This window comes from Streptomyces sp. NPDC090088, from assembly GCF_044747345.1.
Taxonomy (GTDB): Bacteria; Actinomycetota; Actinomycetes; order Streptomycetales; family Streptomycetaceae; genus Streptomyces.
The window spans coordinates 365,582-384,449 of the sequence record NZ_JBIVDZ010000004.1 but is presented as its reverse complement, the minus strand read 5'-3'; the positions used below and the strand labels follow the sequence as shown (position 1 = coordinate 384,449).

18 protein-coding genes are annotated in these 18,868 nt (G+C 71.1%); 14 read left to right on the top strand and 4 right to left on the bottom strand.

The window, feature by feature from the left end; genetic code table 11:
- Positions 1-77: 77 nt before the first annotated feature.
- A complete protein-coding gene (rhaI, locus tag ACIPSJ_RS21885; RefSeq protein ID WP_359222579.1) occupies positions 78-1,247 on the bottom strand; it encodes an L-rhamnose isomerase in 1,170 nt (389 codons plus the stop codon).
- Between the two features lie 255 nt (positions 1,248-1,502).
- Between rhaI and ACIPSJ_RS21880 the strand changes: the two genes are divergently transcribed.
- From ACIPSJ_RS21880 to sigJ (ACIPSJ_RS21840), 9 genes are all read left to right on the top strand, one after another.
- Positions 1,503-3,020 (top strand): sugar ABC transporter ATP-binding protein, encoded by a 1,518-nt coding sequence (locus ACIPSJ_RS21880; RefSeq protein WP_401347886.1) that lies wholly within the window; start codon positions 1,503-1,505, stop codon positions 3,018-3,020.
- Positions 3,017-4,090 carry an ABC transporter permease gene (locus ACIPSJ_RS21875; protein ID WP_359222582.1) on the top strand — a complete coding sequence of 358 codons (1,074 nt, stop codon included), beginning with the start codon at positions 3,017-3,019 and terminating at the stop codon, positions 4,088-4,090. Before ACIPSJ_RS21880 ends, ACIPSJ_RS21875 begins: the two co-directional genes overlap by 4 nt.
- Complete coding sequence (locus ACIPSJ_RS21870; RefSeq protein ID WP_401347885.1) at positions 4,083-5,060, top strand: ABC transporter permease; 978 nt, start codon at positions 4,083-4,085, stop codon at positions 5,058-5,060. The genes ACIPSJ_RS21875 and ACIPSJ_RS21870 overlap by 8 nt, the downstream gene beginning before the upstream one ends.
- Before the next feature lie 87 nt (positions 5,061-5,147).
- A complete protein-coding gene (rhaS, locus tag ACIPSJ_RS21865; protein WP_401347882.1) occupies positions 5,148-6,230 on the top strand; it encodes a rhamnose ABC transporter substrate-binding protein in 1,083 nt (360 codons plus the stop codon).
- 33 nt (positions 6,231-6,263) lie between these two features.
- Entirely contained in the window at positions 6,264-6,584 is a 321-nt protein-coding gene (locus ACIPSJ_RS21860; RefSeq protein ID WP_359222587.1) for an L-rhamnose mutarotase, read from the top strand.
- A 27-nt stretch (positions 6,585-6,611) separates the two neighbouring features.
- Positions 6,612-8,036, top strand: coding sequence for a BNR repeat-containing protein (locus ACIPSJ_RS21855; RefSeq protein ID WP_401347880.1), 1,425 nt, complete (start codon positions 6,612-6,614; stop codon positions 8,034-8,036).
- Positions 8,037-8,136: 100 nt separating this feature from the next.
- Positions 8,137-9,162, top strand: a complete 1,026-nt coding sequence (locus tag ACIPSJ_RS21850; protein ID WP_359222591.1) for a LacI family DNA-binding transcriptional regulator — start codon at positions 8,137-8,139, stop codon at positions 9,160-9,162.
- 97 nt (positions 9,163-9,259) lie between these two features.
- Entirely contained in the window at positions 9,260-10,561 is a 1,302-nt protein-coding gene (locus ACIPSJ_RS21845; RefSeq protein WP_401347877.1) for an alpha/beta fold hydrolase, read from the top strand.
- 112 nt (positions 10,562-10,673) lie between these two features.
- Positions 10,674-11,567, top strand: coding sequence for an RNA polymerase sigma factor SigJ (sigJ, locus tag ACIPSJ_RS21840; RefSeq protein WP_401347875.1), 894 nt, complete (start codon positions 10,674-10,676; stop codon positions 11,565-11,567).
- A gap of 7 nt (positions 11,568-11,574) precedes the next feature.
- On the opposite strand, the gene ACIPSJ_RS21835 is transcribed toward sigJ (ACIPSJ_RS21840), so the two are convergent.
- Positions 11,575-11,766 carry a DUF5999 family protein gene (locus ACIPSJ_RS21835; protein WP_355709291.1) on the bottom strand — a complete coding sequence of 64 codons (192 nt, stop codon included), beginning with the start codon at positions 11,764-11,766 and terminating at the stop codon, positions 11,575-11,577.
- Positions 11,767-11,964: 198 nt separating this feature from the next.
- Between ACIPSJ_RS21835 and ACIPSJ_RS21830 the strand changes: the two genes are divergently transcribed.
- Positions 11,965-12,663 carry an NAD(P)-dependent oxidoreductase gene (locus ACIPSJ_RS21830; RefSeq protein ID WP_401347873.1) on the top strand — a complete coding sequence of 233 codons (699 nt, stop codon included), beginning with the start codon at positions 11,965-11,967 and terminating at the stop codon, positions 12,661-12,663.
- Complete coding sequence (gene sigJ, locus ACIPSJ_RS21825; protein ID WP_401347871.1) at positions 12,660-13,628, top strand: RNA polymerase sigma factor SigJ; 969 nt, start codon at positions 12,660-12,662, stop codon at positions 13,626-13,628. The genes ACIPSJ_RS21830 and sigJ (ACIPSJ_RS21825) overlap by 4 nt, the downstream gene beginning before the upstream one ends.
- Here the strand turns inward: sigJ (ACIPSJ_RS21825) and ACIPSJ_RS21820 are convergent.
- Positions 13,622-14,704: an aldo/keto reductase gene (locus ACIPSJ_RS21820; RefSeq protein ID WP_401347869.1), complete on the bottom strand. Its 1,083-nt coding sequence runs from the start codon at positions 14,702-14,704 to the stop codon at positions 13,622-13,624. The two genes, sigJ (ACIPSJ_RS21825) and ACIPSJ_RS21820, sit on opposite strands and share 7 nt — an antisense overlap.
- A 159-nt stretch (positions 14,705-14,863) precedes the next feature.
- Between ACIPSJ_RS21820 and ACIPSJ_RS21815 the strand changes: the two genes are divergently transcribed.
- Both ACIPSJ_RS21815 and ACIPSJ_RS21810 read left to right on the top strand, forming a co-directional pair.
- A complete protein-coding gene (locus ACIPSJ_RS21815; RefSeq protein ID WP_401347866.1) occupies positions 14,864-15,781 on the top strand; it encodes an AraC family transcriptional regulator N-terminal domain-containing protein in 918 nt (305 codons plus the stop codon).
- A 9-nt stretch (positions 15,782-15,790) separates the two neighbouring features.
- Complete coding sequence (locus ACIPSJ_RS21810) at positions 15,791-16,624, top strand: pentapeptide repeat-containing protein (protein ID WP_401347864.1); 834 nt, start codon at positions 15,791-15,793, stop codon at positions 16,622-16,624.
- On the opposite strand, the gene ACIPSJ_RS21805 is transcribed toward ACIPSJ_RS21810, so the two are convergent.
- Entirely contained in the window at positions 16,583-18,121 is a 1,539-nt protein-coding gene (locus ACIPSJ_RS21805) for a cytochrome P450 (protein WP_359222605.1), read from the bottom strand. The genes ACIPSJ_RS21810 and ACIPSJ_RS21805 overlap by 42 nt on opposite strands.
- A 108-nt stretch (positions 18,122-18,229) precedes the next feature.
- Here ACIPSJ_RS21805 and ACIPSJ_RS21800 point away from each other — a divergent pair, with 108 nt between their 5' ends.
- Positions 18,230-18,835, top strand: coding sequence for a TetR/AcrR family transcriptional regulator (locus ACIPSJ_RS21800; RefSeq protein ID WP_355709304.1), 606 nt, complete (start codon positions 18,230-18,232; stop codon positions 18,833-18,835).
- The last annotated feature ends 33 nt before the right edge of the window (positions 18,836-18,868 follow it).

Here is an 18,868-nt window from a genome sequence, read left to right as displayed (position 1 = left end):
TCCCTAGGGGCGCGAGGAACTGCGCGACCAGCCACAACGGGCCCGCACTCCGCGACGAGACAGCTCAACGCAGACGCTTACGCACCCCACCCCGCCTGCTGCCCTCCCACCCGCTCAGCAACAATCTTCTCGGCCCACCCCGACCGGCGGTACGCGGCAAGCGGCTCCGCATCCAACCCCATCTCCTCCCGAACCTCCCGCAGCAACGGCCGCACATCCGTGTCGTACGCATCCATCAGGACGGCGTTGGCGGCGAGCACATCCCCCGCGACCTGCGCCGCCCCCAGCGCCACCCGGTCCACCAGCAACGCCTTCGCCGTGGCCTCCTGCACATTCATCACCGACCGGATGATCGCCGGGATCTTCGCCTCGATGTTGTGGCACTGGTCGAGCATGAAGGCCACCTCGGCCGTGAGCCCGCCCCCGCGCACCACCTCGCACATGATCCGGAACAGCTGGAACGGATCCGCGGCCCCGACCATGAGGTCGTCGTCCGCGTAGAACCGCGAGTTGAAGTCGAACCCGCCGAGCTTCCCCTCCCGCAGCAGCGTGGCGACGATGAACTCGATGTTGGTACCCGGCGCGTGGTGGCCCGTGTCGACCACGACCTGCGCCTTCGGCCCCAGCTTCAGACAGTGGGCGTAGGCCGTCCCCCAGTCCGGCACGTCCGTCGTATAGAAGGACGGCTCGAAGAGCTTGTACTCCAGCAGCATCCGCTGCCCCTCGCCCAGCCGCGCGTACACCTCGGCCAGCCCCTCGGCCAGCCGGTCCTGGCGCCCCCGGATGTCGTCCTGCCCCGGATAGTTGGTGCCGTCCGCGAACCACAGCTTCAGGTCGCGCGACCCCGTCGCGTCCATGATGTCGACGCATTCCAGCAGATGGCCGACGGCCTTGCGGCGCACCGCCGCGTCCGGGTGGCAGATGCTGCCCAGCTTGTAGTCGTCGTCCTGGAAGGTGTTGGAGTTGATCGCCCCCAGCTTCAGCCCGCGCTCCTCGGCGTGCTTGGCCAGGTCGGCGTATCCGTCGGAGCCGTCCATCTTGTCCCAGGGGATGTGCAGCGCCACCGTCGGCGCGACCCCGGTCACCGCGTGGACCTGCGCCGCGTCGTCGAGCTTCTCCTTCGGCGTGCGCGGCACGCCCTGCTGGGCGAACACCTTGAAACGGGTCCCCGAGTTTCCGTACGCCCACGACGGCGTCTCGACGGCCTGGGTCTTCAGCGCGGCCTTCACCGCGGCGAGGTCGGTCACTTAGGGGCTCCTGAGGTGAATGATGAAACGATTCAGAACGGCAAAGTACGAGCGCCTCGCAGGGGTGTCAAGCTCTCCGGCCAATCCCGTTGTCCGTGACTCCGCCGTGACCTTCGGCTATCGAAATTTTTTCGACACGGACCCATTGACGTGACATGCCCGTGGTGCCTACGGTCCCGGCAATCCAGTTGAAACCTTTCACGACGCCGTGGAGCCGGGTGCGTACCGTCTCGCCGGAGTCGTCGAGGAGCCCTCATGACCCACCCGTCCGACACGGGACCGGCCCCGGTGCTGGCGCTGAAGGACGTCTCCAAGTCCTTCGGGGCCGTCCGCGCCCTGCGGGACGTCTCCCTGGAGCTGTTCCCCGGCGAGGTGCACGCCCTCGCCGGGGAGAACGGCGCGGGCAAGTCGACGCTGATCAAGACCCTCGCCGGAGTGCACCGGCCGGACGCCGGCCGGGTGCTGCTCGACGGCGAACCCGTCGTCTTCCACGGCCCCGGCGACGCCCGCGACGCCGGAATCGCCGTGATCTACCAGGAACCCACGCTCTTCCCCGACCTCTCGATCGCCGAGAACATCTTCATGGGCCGCCAGCCCCGGCGGGCCCTTGGCCGGATCGACCACAAGGCCACCCGCGCGGCCACCGCCGACCTGATGAAGCGGCTCGGCGTCGCCCTCGACCCCGACCGCCCCGCCCGCGGCCTGTCCATCGCCGACCAGCAGATCGTCGAGATCGCCAAGGCGCTCTCCTTCGACGCCCGGGTCCTGATCATGGACGAGCCCACGGCCGCCCTCACCGGCAGCGAGGTCGCCCGTCTCTTCGGCGTCGTGCGCACCCTGCGCGACCAGGGCGCCGCCGTACTGTTCATCTCGCACCGGCTGGAGGAGATCTTCCAGATCTGCCGGCGCGTCACCACCCTCCGGGACGGCGCCTGGATCGCCAGCGAACCCGTCGACGGCATGACCGAGGACGACCTGGTACGCCGGATGGTCGGCCGGGACCTCGACGAGCTGTACCCCAAGCAGGACGTCCGCGCCGGCGAAGTCGCCCTGAGCGTACGACGGCTGACCCGGGAGGGCGTCTTCACCGACGTCTCCTTCGAGGTGCGCTCCGGCGAGATCGTCGGCCTCGCCGGACTGGTCGGCGCCGGCCGCACCGAGGTCGCCCGGGCCGTGTTCGGCGTCGACCGCTGGGACGCGGGCGAAGTCGAGGTCAGGGGACGGAAGCTGACCAACGGCGCGCCCTCCGTCGCGATGAACGCGGGCCTCGCCCTCGTCCCCGAGGACCGGCGCGCCCAGGGCCTGGTGATGGACATGTCCATCGAGCGGAACATCGGCCTGACCGGACTGCGTACGACCGTGAAGGCGGGCCTCGTCGACCGGGGCGCCGAACGCAGCCGCTCCCTCGACTGGGCCGTCCGGCTCCAGGTGAAGTACGCCCGGATCGCCGACGCCGTCTCCACCCTGTCCGGGGGCAACCAGCAGAAGGTCGTCCTCGCCAAATGGCTGGCGACCGGACCGAAGGTGCTGATCGTCGACGAGCCGACCCGGGGCATCGACGTCGGCACCAAGGCCGAAGTGCACCGCCTGCTCGGCGAGTTGGCCGCCGACGGGGTCGCGGTCCTGATGATCTCCTCCGACCTGCCCGAGATCCTCGGCATGGCCGACCGCGTGCTGGTGATGCACGAGGGCCGGATCACCGCCGAGATCCCGCGCTCCGACGCCACCGAGGAAACCGTGATGGCCGCAGCCACGGGGAGGGCCGCCGCATGACGGTGACCACCTCCGAACCGACCCCCGTCGCCGAGGCGCCCGAGTCCAGCGGGACCCGGCTCGTCGACCGCGTCTTCAAGATGCGCGAACTCGCCATCCTGGTCGTCTTCCTGGTGATGATCGCCGTCACCCAGGCCGGCAACAGCGAGTTCCTCTCCGAGCAGGGCATCAAGGACCTGCTGCTCAACGCGACCATCCTGGTGCTGGTCGCCACCGGCCAGTCCCTGGTGGTGATCACCAGGAACGTCGACCTGTCCGTCGGCTCCACCCTCGGCATCACCGCCTTCGCCGCCGGCGACTATCTGCACGGCGGCGGCAACCCGGCCGTCGCCATCGTCCTGGCCGTCCTCCTCGGCATCGGCTGCGGACTGCTCAACGGCCTGCTGGTCAGCCTCGGTCAGGTGCCCGCGCTGGTGGTCACCCTCGGCACGCTGTACATCATCCGGGGCGTCGACTCCATCTGGGTCGGCTCCCGGCAGATCACGGCGGCCGACCTCCCCGGCTCCTTCGTCGACTTCGGCTCCGGCGGACTGGCGGCGATCCCCTGGCTGGCGCTGATCGCCCTCGCGGTCCTGGTCGCCACCGCCTACTACCTCAAACACTTCGGCAGCGGGCGGGAGTTGTACGCGCTGGGCTCCAACCCCGAGGCCGCCCGGCTGGCCGGCATCCCGGTCCGCAAGCGGATCCTCACCGCGTACACCTTCTGCGGCGCCCTCGCCGGACTCGCCGGCGCCATGTACCTCGCCCGGTTCGGGAACGTCGACTCGGGCACCGGCAACGGCTACGAACTCACCGTCGTGAGCGCCGTGGTGGTCGGCGGCGTGGTCTTCACGGGCGGCTCCGGCAGCGTGTACGGCGCCGCGCTGGGCGCGCTGCTGCTGACCTCCGTCAACAGCGTGCTGCCCGCCCTCGGGGTCAGCTCCGTGTGGGTCCTCGCCATCAACGGCTTCCTGCTGCTGCTCGCCATCGCCGTCGACCGGGTCGTCGCGCTGCGGGTGGCGGCCGCGCTGAAGAAGAAGTCGGCCCTGAAGAGGACTGCCGTCAGCAAGGAGAACGCGAACCATGCCTGAGTCCTTGACCCGTGCGGTCCGCTGGGACACCGTCGTCGGTGCTCTGCTGGTGATCCTGCTGCTGGTGTCGTTCGGCTCCGTGGACGGCTTCGGGAACTCCCTCAACCTGTCCTTCCTGATCGGCAACACCCTTCCGATCGCGTTGATCGCGCTGCCGATGACCCTGCTGGTCGTCGCGGGGGAGATCGACCTGTCGGTCGCCTCGACCGCCGGGCTCTCGGGCGCGGTCATGGGCAAGCTCTGGAACGAGGGCATGGCCATCGAGACGATCATCCCGCTGTGCCTGCTCCTCGGGGTCGTCTGCGGGCTGGTCAACGGCCTGCTCGTGACCCGGCTGGGGCTGCCGTCCCTCGCCGTCACCATCGGCACGCTGGCGGCCTACCGGGGCATCGCGCAGATCGTGCTCGGCTCGGACGCGGTGACCGACTTCCCGGCGCAGTACCTGAACTTCGCGGCCGGGCGGCTCGGCGACACGTTTCTGCCGCGGGCCTTCCTGCCGTTCCTGGTGCTGCTGGCGATCGCCGTGGTGGTGCTCCACGCCACGCCGTTCGGGCGGTCGCTGTTCGCGGTCGGGGCGAGTGAGGAGGCGGCGCGGTTCGCGGGGATCCGCGTCAAGCGCAACAAGCTGATCCTGTTCGTCGCCACGGGGTTCATGGCCTCACTGACGGGGGTGTTCTGGGCTCTTCACTACGCGAGTGCGCGGTACGACAACGCGACGGGGCTCGAACTGAGCGTCGTGGCCGCGGTGTTGCTCGGTGGCATCGACTTCGACGGTGGTAAGGGCACGCTCGGTGGGGCGATCGCGGGGGTGTTCCTGCTGGGGGCGCTCCAGAACGTGATGAGTCTGCTGAATGTGTCCGCGCAGTCGCAGATCGTCGTGACCGGTGTGTTGCTTGTCGTCTCGGTGCTGGGGCCCAAGGTCGCTCGTCAGATCTCGTTGGCTCGGCAGAGGGCTGCCAAGGCCGTCTGAACACTGCGGGCCGTGTGTGGCTGGTCGCGCAGTTCCCCGCGCCCCCAAGGGGCGCGTTCCACGACCCTTTCTCTCAAAGGAACCGTCATGCGTAAGTCGTCCCTGCGGCGTGTCTGCGTTGCCGTCGCCGCTGTCTCCTCCCTCGCTCTCGCCGCCACCGCCTGTGGTGGTACGACCAAGAACAACTCCAGCAGTGACGAGTCGTCGGCGGCCACCTCGACCGCCAAGGCCGACCCGAACGCGGCCCTGAAGAAGGGGCTGACCGTCGGGTTCCTGCCCAAGCAGGTCAACAACCCGTACTTCACCTCCGCGGACAAGGGCGGCGAGAAGGCGCTCACCGAGCTGGGCAGCAAGTACAAGGAGGTCGGGCCGTCCAGTGCGACCGACACCTCCGGCCAGGTCAGCTACGTCAACACCCTCGTCCAGCAGCAGGTCGACGCCATGGCCGTGTCGGCGCAGGACCCCGGCGCGCTGTGCACCGGGCTCAAGCAGGCCATGAGCAACGGCATCAAGGTCGTCACCTACGACTCCGACACCAACGCCGGCTGCCGCAACGCCTTCGTCTCGCAGGCCAGCGCCGAGGACCTCGGCCGTACCGAGGTGCAGCTGCTCGCCGAGCAGATCGGGTACAAGGGCGAGATCGCGATCCTGAGCGCTGCGCAGACCGCGACGAACCAGAACACCTGGATCGGCTTCATGAAGGACGAGCTGAAGGACCCGAAGTACAAGAACGTCAAGCTGGTCAAGATCGCCTACGGCAACGACGACGCCCAGCAGTCCTTCCAGCAGACCCAGGGCCTGCTCCAGCAGTACCCGAACCTGAAGGGGATCATCTCCCCGACCACGGTGGGCATCAAGGCCGCCGCCCAGTACCTGTCGGGGTCGAAGTACAAGGGCAAGGTCAAGCTGACCGGTCTGGGCACGCCGAACGACATGCGCCAGTACGTGAAGAACGGCACCGTCGACGCCTTCGAGCTGTGGGACCCGGCCAAGCTCGGCGACCTCGCCGCCCGCACCGCCGTCGCCCTGGTCTCCGGGCAGATCACCGGCAAGGAGGGCGAGACCTTCAAGGCCGGCGACACGACGTACACCATCGGCAAGGACGGCGTGATCAACCTCGGCAAGCCGACCGTGTTCAACGCGAAGAACATCGACCAGTTCAACTTCTAGAGCATTCGACTTCCAGAAGGAGAGCGGTACTTCATGCAGCGCGTCTGTTTCCTTCTCAAGGTCCGGCAGGACCGCCTCGCCGAGTACCGCGAACGACACGCCGCCGTGTGGCCGGAGATGCGCGAGGCGCTCTCCGCCACCGGCTGGCACAACTACTCGCTCTTCCTGCGCGACGACGGCCTGCTGGTGGGTTATCTGGAGACCGAGGACTTCGCGGCCGCCCTCGCCGGCATGGAGGCCACCGACGTCAACGCCCGCTGGCAGGCCGAGATGGGCCCCTTCTTCGAATCCCTCGACGGCGCCCGTCCCGACGAGGCGATGAAACCGCTCACCGAAGTGTTCCACCTCGCCTGACGCACCCCGTCCCCTCAGGAGCCGCTCGTGAAAAGACGTACCGTGCTCGGAGCCGCCCTCCTCGGAGCCGTGGCCACTCCCGCCCTCGCCGCCGGCACCGCCCGCGCGGCCGACCCCGGACCGTCGGTGAACCAGCAGCAGAGCACGCGACTCGACGCCCAGGCGATCTTCTTCGTCTCCTACGACGGCCTGGTCAACAACAACTCCTTCCAGAAGAACGGCCTGTTCACGTACAAGGGCTACCAGTACGCCGGCTGGTACACCTCGACCGGCTACGCGGTCGTCGGGCGCCGGGTGCTCGGCGGGTCGACGTGGTCCACCGTCACCCTCTCCCACCAGCTCAAGTCCAGCGACTCGCACAACGTCATCTCGATGGGCGTCTCGAAGGTCGACGGGCGGCTCCACCTCAACATGGACTCGCACAGCGACGGCTTCTTCTACGTGAAGTCGGTCGCCGGGCTGCTCGACAACCCCGGTACCACCGCGTGGACCTCGGCCGTCTTCGGCGCCGTACAGACCTCCCTCGACGGCGTGTCGCTCACCTCGCAGTTCACCTACCCGCAGTTCGTCTCCACGCCCGAGGGCAAGCTCCAGCTGAGCTACCGGGTGGGGATCTCCGGGAACGGCCGCAACGCCCTGGCGGAGTACGACGGTTCGAGCTGGACCGCGCTGGGGGAGTGGACCAGCTCGACGGGGACGTACACCAGCTCGCACGGTTCCAGCACGGCCCGGAACATGTATCTGCACGGCATCGACTACGACGTCAACGGACGGCTGCACGCCTTCTTCACCTGGCGCGAGCAGTCGGCCGCAGTGATGTGCAACAGCGGGGGCATCACCAACCACGACACCGGTTACGTCTACTCCACCGACCGCGGCCGCACCTGGCTGAGCGACGCGGGCGCCCTGGTCGCCACCACCGGCACCTCGGACACCGTCGCCGTCACCGACTCCGGACTGGTCGTCGACTCGCTCAACCCCGACCACTCCCTGATGAACCAGGAGAGCCAGTGGACCGACTCCACCGGCCTCCCGCACGCGATCATCAGCTATGTCCCCGGCCGCTTCGGCCAGTGCACCACGAACTACGTCAGCGACCGCACCGCCAACGGCCGCGCCTTCCACGTCCGCAAGAACTCCTCCGGCACCTGGCAGAAGACCGAGATCCCCGTCGTGCTGAACTCCAGCCAGCGCACCAAGCTGGTCCTGGACAAGTACGACAACGCCTACGCGGTCTTCCCCTACGGCCGGATCGCCGGCGCGTCGAAGTCCTCCGGGTACACCGACTGGGCGCTGTTGTACGACGGCGGTGACCTGAACGCCTTCGGCGAGGTGGTGATCGACGAGATGCGGGTGAAGGCGGACAACGTGCTGTCGTTCCTGTACCAGGAGACGTCGAGCGGTACGACGCCCTCCGCGCTCCATGTCGTCGACTTCGCGCTGCCCGGCTGACCCGCCCTGGTGTGCGAGTCATGTCGTAATGTGAAGCCCTTCCCGGTGTGCCCTTCCGTGCGGTGAAGGTGCCGCCCATGTTCCCTGGAGGTCTCGCCCGATGGCCCAGTCGGTGGGTATCAAGGACGTCGCCCGCGCCGCCGGAGTCTCGGTCGGCACGGTCTCCAACGTCATCAACCGCCCGGACACCGTCGCGGGCGAGACCCGGGCGCGGGTGCAGTCGGCGATCGACCGGCTCGGCTACGTCCGCAGCGAGTCCGCGCGCCAGCTGCGCGCGGGCCGCAGCCGGATCATGGGCCTGCTCGTCCTCGACATGGGCAACCCCTTCTTCGTGGACGTGGCCCGGGGCGCCGAGCGGGCGGCGCGGGACGCCGGGCTCGGCGTGATGGTCTGCAACAGCGCGCAGAACGCCGGCGAGGAGGCCGAGTACCTCTCGCTCTTCGCCGAGCAGCGGGTGCGCGGCGTGCTGCTCACCCCGGCCGACGCCACCGGCCGCAACATCGAGACCTTCCGCCGGCACGGCATCCCCTTCGTGCTGGTCGACCGGGTCGCGGAGGGCACCACCGAGTGCTCGGTCAGCGTCGACGACGTGGCGGGCGGGGCACTGGCCGTGCGCCATCTCGTCGACGCGGGCCACCGCTCGATCGCGTACGTCAGCGGGCCGCCGGGACTCAACCAGGTCCGGGACCGCCGTACCGGCGCGCTGAACGCGCTCGCCGAGGCGGGCCTCGGCCCCGACGCGCTGCGCGAGCTGCCCACCGAGCGGCTCGACGTGGCCGCCGGCCGGGACGCGGGCGCCCGTCTGCTCGGCCTCGCCGACCGGCCCACCGCCGTCTTCTGCGCCAACGACCTGCTCGCCCTCGGCGTCCTGCAGGCCATGTACGCGGCCGGGGTGGTCGTCCCGGACGACCTCGCGATCGTCGGCTACGACGACATCGAGTTCGCCGCCGCGGCCGCCGTCCCCCTCACCTCCGTACGCCAGCCCGCCGTCACCATGGGCGCCATGGCCGCCGACCTCCTGCTGGAGGAGACCGAGGACCGGGAGGGGAAGACCGCGCACGAGCACCGCCGGGTGGTGCTCCAGCCGGAACTGGTGGTGCGCCGCTCCAGCCTCGCCGCCCGCTGATCGGAGATTCAGTAACGATTTCTTGATCCCGGGCGCGACCGGGCCCCTGACGTGTGCTGAACTGGGTCGCGACCGTCCGTCCGTCCCGGGAGAACCGTTGAGCCTCAGCTACCGCCAGCCCGGCGTCGTCCTCACCGACCGCCACTTCACCGTCCCCCTGGACCACGCCGACCCCGGCGGCGAGACCATCGAGCTGTACGCCCGGGAGGCGGTCGCGAGCGACAAGGCGGACCAGGAGCTGCCCTGGCTGCTGTATCTGCAGGGCGGGCCCGGCTTCGGGGCGAATCGTTTCGTCGGACGGCAGGCCTGGCTCGACCGGGCCCTGCGGGAGTACCGCGTCCTTCTCCTCGACCAGCGCGGCACCGGCCGCTCCACCCCGGTCAACCGGCAGACCCTCCCGCTGCGCGGCGGCCCGGCCGCCCAGGCCGCGTACCTGGCCCTCTTCCGCTCCGACTCGATCGTCCGGGACTGCGAGGCGATCCGCTCCCAGCTCACCGGCGGCGCCCCCTGGACCACCCTCGGCCAGAGCTTCGGCGGCTTCTGCACGGTGACGTACCTGTCCTTCTTCCCCGAGGGCCTGAAGACCTCCGTGATCACCGGCGGCCTGCCCTCCCTGGACGGCCACGCCGACGACGTCTACCGCGCCGCCTACCCGCGCATCGAGCGCAAGGTCGCCGCGCACTACGACCGCTATCCGATGGACGTCGAACGGGTCCGCCGGATCGCCGAGCACCTCCTCGACCGCGAGGTGCTCCTCCCCGGCGGCTACCGGCTCACCGTCGAGGCCTTCCAGTCCCTCGGCCTGATGCTGGGCACCGCCGACGGCAGCCACCGCCTGCACTTCCTCCTGGAGGACCCCTTCGTCCGCACCCCGGCCGGGCACGAACTCTCCGACGCCTTCCAGGAACAGGTCCAGGGCCTGCTGTCGTACGCGAGCAACCCGCTCTACGCCCTGGTCCACGAGCCCATCTACGGCCAGGGCAGCCGCCCCACCGCCTGGGCGGCCGAGCGGGTGCGCGCCGAGTTCCCGCAGTTCGACGCGGCCAAGGCGCTCGCGGGCGACACCCCGGTGCTGTTCACCGGCGAGACGGTCCACCCCTGGGTCTTCGACACCGACCCCGCCCTGCGCCCCCTGCGCGAGGCCGCCGACCTGCTCGCCGCCCGCACCGACTGGCAGCCGCTGTACGACCCGGCCCGCCTCGCCGCCAACGAGGTCCCGGTCGCCGCCGCCGTCTACCACGACGACATGTACGTCGACACCGCGCACTCCCTGCGCACCGCCCGCGCCATCCGGGGCCTGCGCACCTGGGTCACCGACGAGTTCGAGCACGACGGACTGCGCGTCGGCGCGCCGAGGGTCCTCGACCGGCTGCTGGCGCTCGCCCGCGACGAGGCGTGACCTGCCGCCAGGCGCGATGAAAGGGTGGCAGGGCGGTCGGACGGTCGGGTGGACGGCTGGCGCGGGGAAACGGGGAAACGGGGAAACGGGGACACGGGGACACGGGGAAACAATGGACGACACGGAACTGCTCGCCGAGCGCTTCGAGGAGCACCGCGGGCAGCTGCGCGCGGTGGCCTACCGGATGCTCGGCTCGCTCACCGAGGCCGAGGACGCCGTCCAGGAGGCGTGGTTCAAGCTCGGGCGTGCCGACGCGGACGGGATCAGGAACCTCGGCGGCTGGCTGACCACGGTCGTCGGCCGGGTCTGCCTCGACATGCTGCGCTCCCGTACGGCGCGGCGCGAGCAGCCGATGGACGAGACGTTCGTCCCGGACCCGGTGATCCGCCCGCTGTCGGTCGTCGACCCCGAACAGGAGGTGCTGGAGGCCGACTCCGTCGGTCTCGCCCTGCTGATCGTGCTGGAGACGCTGGAGCCCGCCGAGCGGCTGGCGTTCGTCCTGCACGACCTGTTCGCCGTGCCCTTCGACGACATCGCGCCGATCGTGGAACGCGGCACGGCGGCGACCCGCCAGCTGGCCAGCCGGGCCCGCCGCCGGGTCCAGGGCGCCACCCCGTCGGCCGATCCGGACCTGGGCCGGCAGCGCCAGGTCCTCGGCGCCTTCCTGGCCGCCGCCCGGGGCGGCGACTTCGAGGCGCTGGTCGCCCTGCTCGACCCGGACGTGGTGCTGCGCGTCGACGCGGGCGCCCTGGTGCGCGGCGCCGCCGCCTCCAAGGTGGTGCGCGGAGCCAAGGCCGTCGCCGAACAGGCGCTCACCTTCCGGCAGTTCGCCGACCTGGCCAGGCTCGCGCTGGTCAACGGCACCGTCGGCATGGTCACCGCCCCCGAGGGACGCCCGCTGTCGGTCATGGCGGTCACCGTCGCCGGAGGCCGGATCTCCGAGATGTACATCCTCGCCGACCCCGAGCGGCTCGACCGCCTGGACGTTCCCGGCGCGGAGTACTGACGGGCGGTCAGACGGCGGCGGCCGAGGGCCGGTGCGGGCTCACGGTCCGGCCGTCGGGCAGGAGTTCACCGGTGTCGTCGAACACGATCGTGCCGTCGCACAGCAGGCTCCACCCCTGTTCGGGATGGGCCGAGACGATGACGGCTGTGTGGTTGTCGGGGCGGTCGGCGCCGGGGCACGGGGGCTGATGCCTGCACATGGTCCGTCTCCTGTCCTACGGGCTCCTGCCTCTGTGGTAGCCGAACTTGTTTTCCGTTGGATGAGGGGACCCCCACAGGGCCGGAAACTCAGCGGTGAGTTTCCGGTCCGGGTCCTGCGAAGCCGATGTCACATCCGGCGCCGGCGGTCCCTCTCACCTTCTGCGGGGTCGTCCGCAGGAGCAGGAGAGGGGAAGCACATGAAGCTCGCGGTGTTCGGAGCGAACGGGCCGACCGGGCGGCGGGTCGCCGCGCGGGCGGTCGGCCAGGGGCACTCGGTGGTCGCCGTGACCCGGCGTCCCGAGGAATTCCCGCTGCGCGACGCGCGGTTGCGGGTGGTCGGCGCGGACGTGTCCGACCCCGAGGCGGTGGCGCGGGCCGTGGCCGGACAGGAGGCGGTGATCTCGGTGCTGGGGGTGCCCTACGGCCGTAACCCCGTCGCCGTGTACTCCGAGGGCATCACCCACATCACCCAGGCCATGACGAAGCACGGGGTCCGGCGCCTGGTCTGTGTCTCCTCGACCGTGCTCTTCGGGGTGCCGGCCCCCGGCGAGACGTTCTTCTTCCGGAAGGTGCTCGAACCCCTCATCGCGCGCACGATGGGGCGGACCGTGTATGAGGACATGCGGCGGATGGAGGAGATCGTGCGGGACAGCGAGCACGAGTGGACGGTCCTGCGGCCCGCGGGTCTCTTCGACACGGACGCCGTCAGCGACTACCGGACGGCCACCTCTCGGCTGCCCGGCCGGTTCACCTCGCGCGCGGACCTGGCCGACGCGCTGCTGCGCACGGCGACCGACGGCCGTCATGTGCGCGCCTTCGTCGACGTCCGCACCACGCACGGCGTGCCGACTCTCCTCCAGGTCATCCGGAAAGAGGCGTTCGGGGGCGGGAAGTGAGCCCGGCGGCGGCCGAACCCGAGGACGTGCCGGCGCCCGCCGTGACGCGGCACTTCGTCGACCACCGCGAACTGCTGTTCTCCGTCGTCTACAACATGCTCGGCAGCGTCGCCGACACCGAGGACGTCCTCCAGGAGACCTGGCTGTCCTGGTCCGGCAGGAACCGCCGGGCGCCGCTGGCGGAGATCGACAACCCGCGCGCCTACCTCGTGCGCATCGCGGTGAACCACGCGCTCGCCCGGCAGGCGGTGATCGCCTCCCGCCGGGAGACGTACGTCGGTCCCTGGCTGCCCGAGCCCCTGGTCACCGAGGCCACCACCGGGCTCGCCCCGGACAGCGCCGACCACTCGGTGCGGGGCGACGCGGTCTCGCTGGCGATGCTGGTGGTCCTGGAGACCCTCACCCCGCTGGAGCGGGCGGTGTTCGTCCTGCACGAGGTGTTCGGCTATCCGCACACCGAGATCGCCGGCATGCTCGACCGGACCCCCGCCTCCGTACGGCAGCTCGCCCACCGGGCCCGCGCCCATGTGCACGCCCGCCGCCCCCGCTACCGCGCCCATCCACGGGTCCGCCGGGAGGCCACCGAGCGGTTCGTCGAGGCGGCCCTCGGCGGGGACATCGGGGCGCTGATGGAGATCCTCGCCCCGGACGTGACGGTCTGGATCGACGGCGGGGGCGCCCGGCAGGCGGCCGGGCTGCGTCCGGTCCACGGCCGGGAGAAGGCCGCCCGCATGCTGGCCGGCTATGCCACCCGGCGCACCGGGGACATGGACGTCCACTACCGCCGGGTCAACGGGGACGACGCGGCCGTGCTGTTCACGGATGACGCCCCGTACGCGGTGATGGTCATGGACCTCACCCCGGACGGCGACCGGGTCCGCGGCGTCTACGTCGTCACCAACCCCGCCAAGCTCACCCATGTACGGGCCGACGACGAGGACCCCGAACAGGCCCCGGCTCAGTAGCGGGCCGTGCTCGCCAGCAGCGGCGGATACACCGCGCTCGGCACCCCGTCGACGGTGGCCCCCGCGTACTTCAGCATCGCGCCGACCCGCCGGTTCAGGTCGTACGGGAAGTTGAGGGCGGGGGCCGACACCTCGTCCAGCAGCGCCGTCTGTCCGGGCGTCAGGCGCACGTCGAGGGCGGCCACGTTGGCCTCCAGGTGGGCCAGGGTGCGCGGGCCGATGAGGGTGGAGGTGACGCCGGGCCGGTTCTGGACCCAGGACAGGGCCACGGCTGCCGGGCTCGCGCCGACCTCCTCGGCGACGCCGGCGAGCGCCTCGATCACGGTGAACTGCTCGGCCGTGGGCTGCCCGAGGACGGCCGACCGCTTCGCGTCCGCCGGCGCGGTCCGCCCCTGGCGGTACTTCCCGGACAGGAAGCCGTTCTTGAGCGGGGACCAGGGCAGCAGGCCCATCCCCGCGTCCTCGGCGAGCGGGATCAGCTCGCCCTCGATGGTCCGCTCCAGCAGCGAGTACTCCATCTGCAGCGCGGTCACCGGCGTCCAGCCGCGCAGCAGGGCCATGGTGTGCGCCTTGGCGGTGAACCAGGCCGGGGTGTCGGAGAAGCCGACGTACCGGATCTTGCCGGCCGTCACCAGGTCGTCCAGGGTGCGCAGGGTCTCCTCGACGGGCGTGGACCGGTCGTGGTTGTGCAGCCAGTACAGGTCGATGTGGTCGGTGCGCAGCCGGCGCAGCGAGTCCTCCAGCTGGCCGAGGATCGCCTTGCGGCCGGCGCCGCCGCCGTTGGGGTCGCCGGGGTGGAGGTTGCCGAAGAACTTGGTGGCCAGCACCAGCCGGTCGCGCAGGCCGGGGCGGGCGGCGAGGAAGTCGCCGAGGATCGCCTCCGAGTGGCCGTTGGTGTAGAAGTTCGCGGTGTCGACGAAGTTGCCGCCGAGGTCGAGATAGGTCTGGAGGATCTTCTCCGACTCCTCGACCGAGCAGCCGAAGCCGCCGTCCTCGCCGAAGTTCATCGCGCCGAGGGAGAAGGGGCTGACCTTGAGTCCGGACCGGCCGAGACCGACGTACGAGTCGAGTGCCATGGAATGCTCCGTGGAAGATGCGTGGGGAATCCGTCTCTTCGAGCAAACCAGCCTGAGCTGCGGGAACGTTAGGGCGATCGCACCGCACGCTTGCACGATCCTGTCGATGTGCGCGGGGAGGGTGTTGCGCCCGGTCCCCGGCCGGCGTTTGAATCGAACGTGTCCCTCGACGAACTGCGCACCCTGATCGACCGGCACGCCCTACGCGGCGCCGATGCCGTCCCCGCGATCGACGGCCTCATGCTGACCCGCGCCGAGCGGCCCACCGGACCCCGCTCCGGCATCACCGACCCCGTGTTCGCACTGCCCGCCCAGGGCGCCAAACGGCTGACGCTCGGCGGCCGGATCTACGACTACGAAGCCGGCCAGTACCTCGTCGTCTCGGTCGATCTGCCGGTCTCCGGGCACTGCACCCGGGCCACCCCCGAGGAGCCCTTCCTGGGGTTCGGGCTGCGCCTGCGGCCCGCCCGGCTGGCCGCGCTGCTCCTGGAGTCCGGCATCGACCCGCAGGCCGGCGCCGCCCGCCGCCGTACGGACGACCTGCCCGCGCTCGCGGTCGGCGAGGCCGGCGCCGACCTGGTGGACGCCGTGGTCCGGATGGTCCGGCTGCTCGACCGGCCCGCCGACATCCCGGTCCTCGCCCCGATGATCGAGCGGGAGATCCTGTGGCGGCTGGTCACCGGCGCGCAGGGGCCGCTGGTGCGGCAGATCGGGCTCGCCGACAGCCGCCTCACCCAGATCAGCCGGGCGATCCGCTTCATCCGCGACCACTACACCGAGCCGCTGCGCGTCGAGGAGCTGGCCCGGCTCTCGGGCATGAGCGCGTCCCCGTTCCACCGGCACTTCCGGGCGGTCACCGCGCTGACCCCGATCCAGTACCAGAAGCACATCCGCCTCCAGGAGGCCCGGCTGCGGCTGATGAGCAGCACCGACGACGTGGCCGACGTCGGCTACGCGGTCGGCTACGACAGCGCCTCCCAGTTCAGCCGTGAGTACCGGCGGCAGTTCGGCCGACCGCCGGGCGCGGACGCGGTCCGGCTCAGAAATGCGGACGAGGAAGTCCTCGCAGGTCAGTAGGGTGGACGGATGCCAGAACAGATATCCGGACGGGCCCGGCTGCGCGGGGACTGCGCCCGCTGCTTCGGCCTCTGCTGTGTCGCCCTGCCGTTCACCGCCTCGGCCGACTTCGCGGTCAGCAAGCCCGCCGGGCAGCCCTGCCGGAACCTCGGCGGCGACCACCGCTGCGGCATCCACACCGAGCTGCGGCAGCGGGGGTTCAGCGGCTGCACGGTCTACGACTGCTTCGGCGCCGGGCAGCAGGTCTCCCAGGTGACCTTCGGCGGCCGGGACTGGCGGACCGGGTCCGGGGAGGACGCCCGCCGGATGTTCGACGTCTTCCCGGTCGTCCGCCAGCTGCACGAACTGCTCTGGTACCTGACGGAGGCCCTGGGCCTGCCCGCCGCCCGCCCCGTCCACGCCGAGCTGAGGACGCTGCTGGAGACGACGGAGGAACTCACCCGGCGGACGCCCGGGGAACTCGTCGCCCTGGACGTGGCCGCCCACCGGCAGACGGTCAACGTGCTGCTGCTGCGGACCAGTGAGCTGGCCCGGGCGGGGGTGCGCGGCCGGAAGAAGGACCGCCGGGGCGCGGATCTGATGGGTGCCCGGCTGCGGGGCGCCGACCTGCGGGGCGCGAGCCTGCGCGGGGCCTACCTGATCGCCGCCGACCTCACCGGCGCCGACCTGCGGGACACGGATCTGATCGGCGCCGACCTGCGGGACGCCGACCTCACCGACGCGGACCTCACGGGCGCCCTCTTCCTGACCCAGCCGCAGGTCGACGCGGCCCGGGGCGGCGCCGGTACCCGGCTGCCGGGCTCAGTCACCCACCCCGTGCACTGGGCAGCCGCCGCCCTCTGAGACGGGCGTGTCCGGCACGGTCACCGGCGCCGGGGCGGGGCTGCGCCGGTCCAGCCGCAGCCGCAGGTTCTCCGGCATGATCGTCAGCCGCTCGGTGACCCGGAGGCGGTAGTCCGGGTCGGCCCCGAAGTCGTAGCGGCGCAGCAGCAGGCCCAGCACCAAGGTGGCCTCGTGCAGGGCGAACTGGCGGCCGATGCAGGCCCGGGCGCCCGTGCCGAACGGCTTGAAGGTGTGCGGGGCCCGGCCGCGCGCGGCCTTCGCCTCGAACCGGTCCGGGTCGAAGCTCTCGGCGTCCGGGCCCCACACCTCGGGGTCCCGGTGCAGCATCGGCGTCAGGACCAGCGCCCAGCCGCCCCGGCGCATCGGATGCTCCCCGCCCAGCACGGTGTCCTCGACGGCCTCGCGGGCGAAGGCCGGGGCGGTGGGCCACAGCCGGAGCGACTCGTCGAGGACCCGGCGCACATACCGCAGTTTGGCCACCTGCTCGTAGCCCGGCGCGGGTGTGTCGCCCCAGACGCGGTCCACCTCGGCGGCGGCCCGGGCGGCGATCTCCGGGTGCCGGGAGAGGAAGTGCAGGGCGAAGGAGAGCGCGCCGGAGGTGGTCTCGTGGCCGGCCACCAGGAAGGTGATCACCTGCCGCCGTACGTTCTCGGCGGAGAGCCGCTCCCCGGTCTCCGGGTGGGCCGTCTCCAGCATCCGGTCGAGCAGGTCGCCCTCCCCGCGGCCGGTCCGGCGCCGCTCGGCGACCAGGTCGTCGACCGTGCGGTTGATGTAGTCGATGTCGGCGGTGTTGCGCCGGGACGCCTGCCGCAGCATCAGCGGCGCCAGCGGCGAGGGCACGCTGTTGAGGCGCTGCGCGTAGGTGAGGGTGCCGATCATCGCGGTCACGAAGGGGTGCGGCCGGTCCCGCTCGAACGACCCGAAGTCGTGCCCGAAGCCGGTCCGGGCGATCGTCTCCAGGGTCAGCTTGGTCATGTCCCCGGGCACGTCCACCCAGCGGCCGGCCGCCTGCTCCCGGTCCCAGTGGTCGGTCAGCCGCCCGGCCACCGACAGCATCATCGCGTGGTAGCCCTCCATGGCCTCCCGGCTGAAACCGGGGGCCAGGACGTCGTGCGCCAGCTGCCAGTTCGGCTCGTGGTTGTACGCGGTGAACAGGCCGTCCCCGGCGATCGGGCGGAGATTGGCGACCCCGAGGCCCACGTGCTTGGCGAACCGGGACTCGTCGGCCATGTCGGCGGCCAGCGCGGCACCGCACACGAACACGAACTCGTTGCCGAACGCCTTGCGCCGGAAGATCGGGCCCAGCTCCCCGGCGAGGCGCATCGAGTCCTGGAGCGGGGTGCGCGGGTTCACGCCCAGGATGTCGCCGAGCAGCGGCAGCCGGCGCGGCGGGTGCGGGATGCGGCGCAGTTCCGGCCAGCCCTGTTCGGCGCCCCGGAAACCCTTCGGCAGCGGGCCCTGCGGCCCCGTCCCCGGCTGCGTGACCGTCTCCGCCATGACGCGATCTCCCTCGATGCTGCGGCAGGTTGAGCTAGTTGTACGTGGGTTCAATAAGCGGCTTCAGTCTCGACCTGTTGTTGAACCCGCGTCAAGTAAAGTGCGGACATGGTCGCGAACCAGGGTGAGCGCAGCCGCCGCAGACTCAGCACGGCGGAACGCCGCGAGCAGCTCCTCTCGGTCGGGGCCAGGCTCTTCTCCGAGAGCCCGTACGACGACGTGTGGATCGAGCAGGTGGCCGAGATCGCCGGTGTCTCCCGGGGCCTGCTGTACCACTATTTTCCGACGAAACGGGATTTCTTCGCGGCGGTCGTGGAGCGGGAGAGTGAGCGGATGCTGCGGATGACGGCGTCCGGGCCCGGGGTGCCCGCCCGTGAGCAGCTCACCGCGGGTCTCGACGTCTACCTCGACTACGTCCACACCCATGCCCACGGCTTCCGGGCCTTCCATCGCGCCGAGGCCTCCGGCGACCAGGCCGTGCGCCGTGTCTACCGGCGGGCCCAGACGGCCCAGGAGCGCCAGATCCTCGCCTCCCTGGCCGCCGACCCCGAGTTCGGGCCGGCTCTCGAAGGGCGTCCCGACGCCCGGCTCGCGGTGCGCGGCTGGCTGGCCTTCACCACGCAGGTCTGCCTGGAGTGGCTGCGCACCGAGGAGCTGACGCGGGAACAGGTGCGGGACCTGTGCGCGCGGGCGCTGCTGGGTGTCATCTCCTGACGGTGCGGTGGTTCCTGGTCGGTCGCGGCGGTT

Coding starts and splice junctions, on each gene's coding strand:
- ACIPSJ_RS21810 (WP_401347864.1), top strand. CDS start 15,791: ATGCCAGAACAGATATCCGGACGGGCCCGGCTGCGCGGGGACTGCGCC.
- ACIPSJ_RS21880 (WP_401347886.1), top strand. CDS start 1,503: ATGACCCACCCGTCCGACACGGGACCGGCCCCGGTGCTGGCGCTGAAG.
- ACIPSJ_RS21860 (WP_359222587.1), top strand. CDS start 6,264: ATGCAGCGCGTCTGTTTCCTTCTCAAGGTCCGGCAGGACCGCCTCGCC.
- ACIPSJ_RS21830 (WP_401347873.1), top strand. CDS start 11,965: ATGAAGCTCGCGGTGTTCGGAGCGAACGGGCCGACCGGGCGGCGGGTC.
- ACIPSJ_RS21820 (WP_401347869.1), bottom strand. CDS start 14,704: ATGGCACTCGACTCGTACGTCGGTCTCGGCCGGTCCGGACTCAAGGTC.
- sigJ (WP_401347875.1), top strand. CDS start 10,674: ATGGACGACACGGAACTGCTCGCCGAGCGCTTCGAGGAGCACCGCGGG.
- rhaS (WP_401347882.1), top strand. CDS start 5,148: ATGCGTAAGTCGTCCCTGCGGCGTGTCTGCGTTGCCGTCGCCGCTGTC.
- ACIPSJ_RS21805 (WP_359222605.1), bottom strand. CDS start 18,121: ATGGCGGAGACGGTCACGCAGCCGGGGACGGGGCCGCAGGGCCCGCTG.
- ACIPSJ_RS21850 (WP_359222591.1), top strand. CDS start 8,137: ATGGCCCAGTCGGTGGGTATCAAGGACGTCGCCCGCGCCGCCGGAGTC.
- ACIPSJ_RS21875 (WP_359222582.1), top strand. CDS start 3,017: ATGACGGTGACCACCTCCGAACCGACCCCCGTCGCCGAGGCGCCCGAG.
- ACIPSJ_RS21835 (WP_355709291.1), bottom strand. CDS start 11,766: ATGTGCAGGCATCAGCCCCCGTGCCCCGGCGCCGACCGCCCCGACAAC.
- ACIPSJ_RS21800 (WP_355709304.1), top strand. CDS start 18,230: ATGGTCGCGAACCAGGGTGAGCGCAGCCGCCGCAGACTCAGCACGGCG.
- ACIPSJ_RS21870 (WP_401347885.1), top strand. CDS start 4,083: ATGCCTGAGTCCTTGACCCGTGCGGTCCGCTGGGACACCGTCGTCGGT.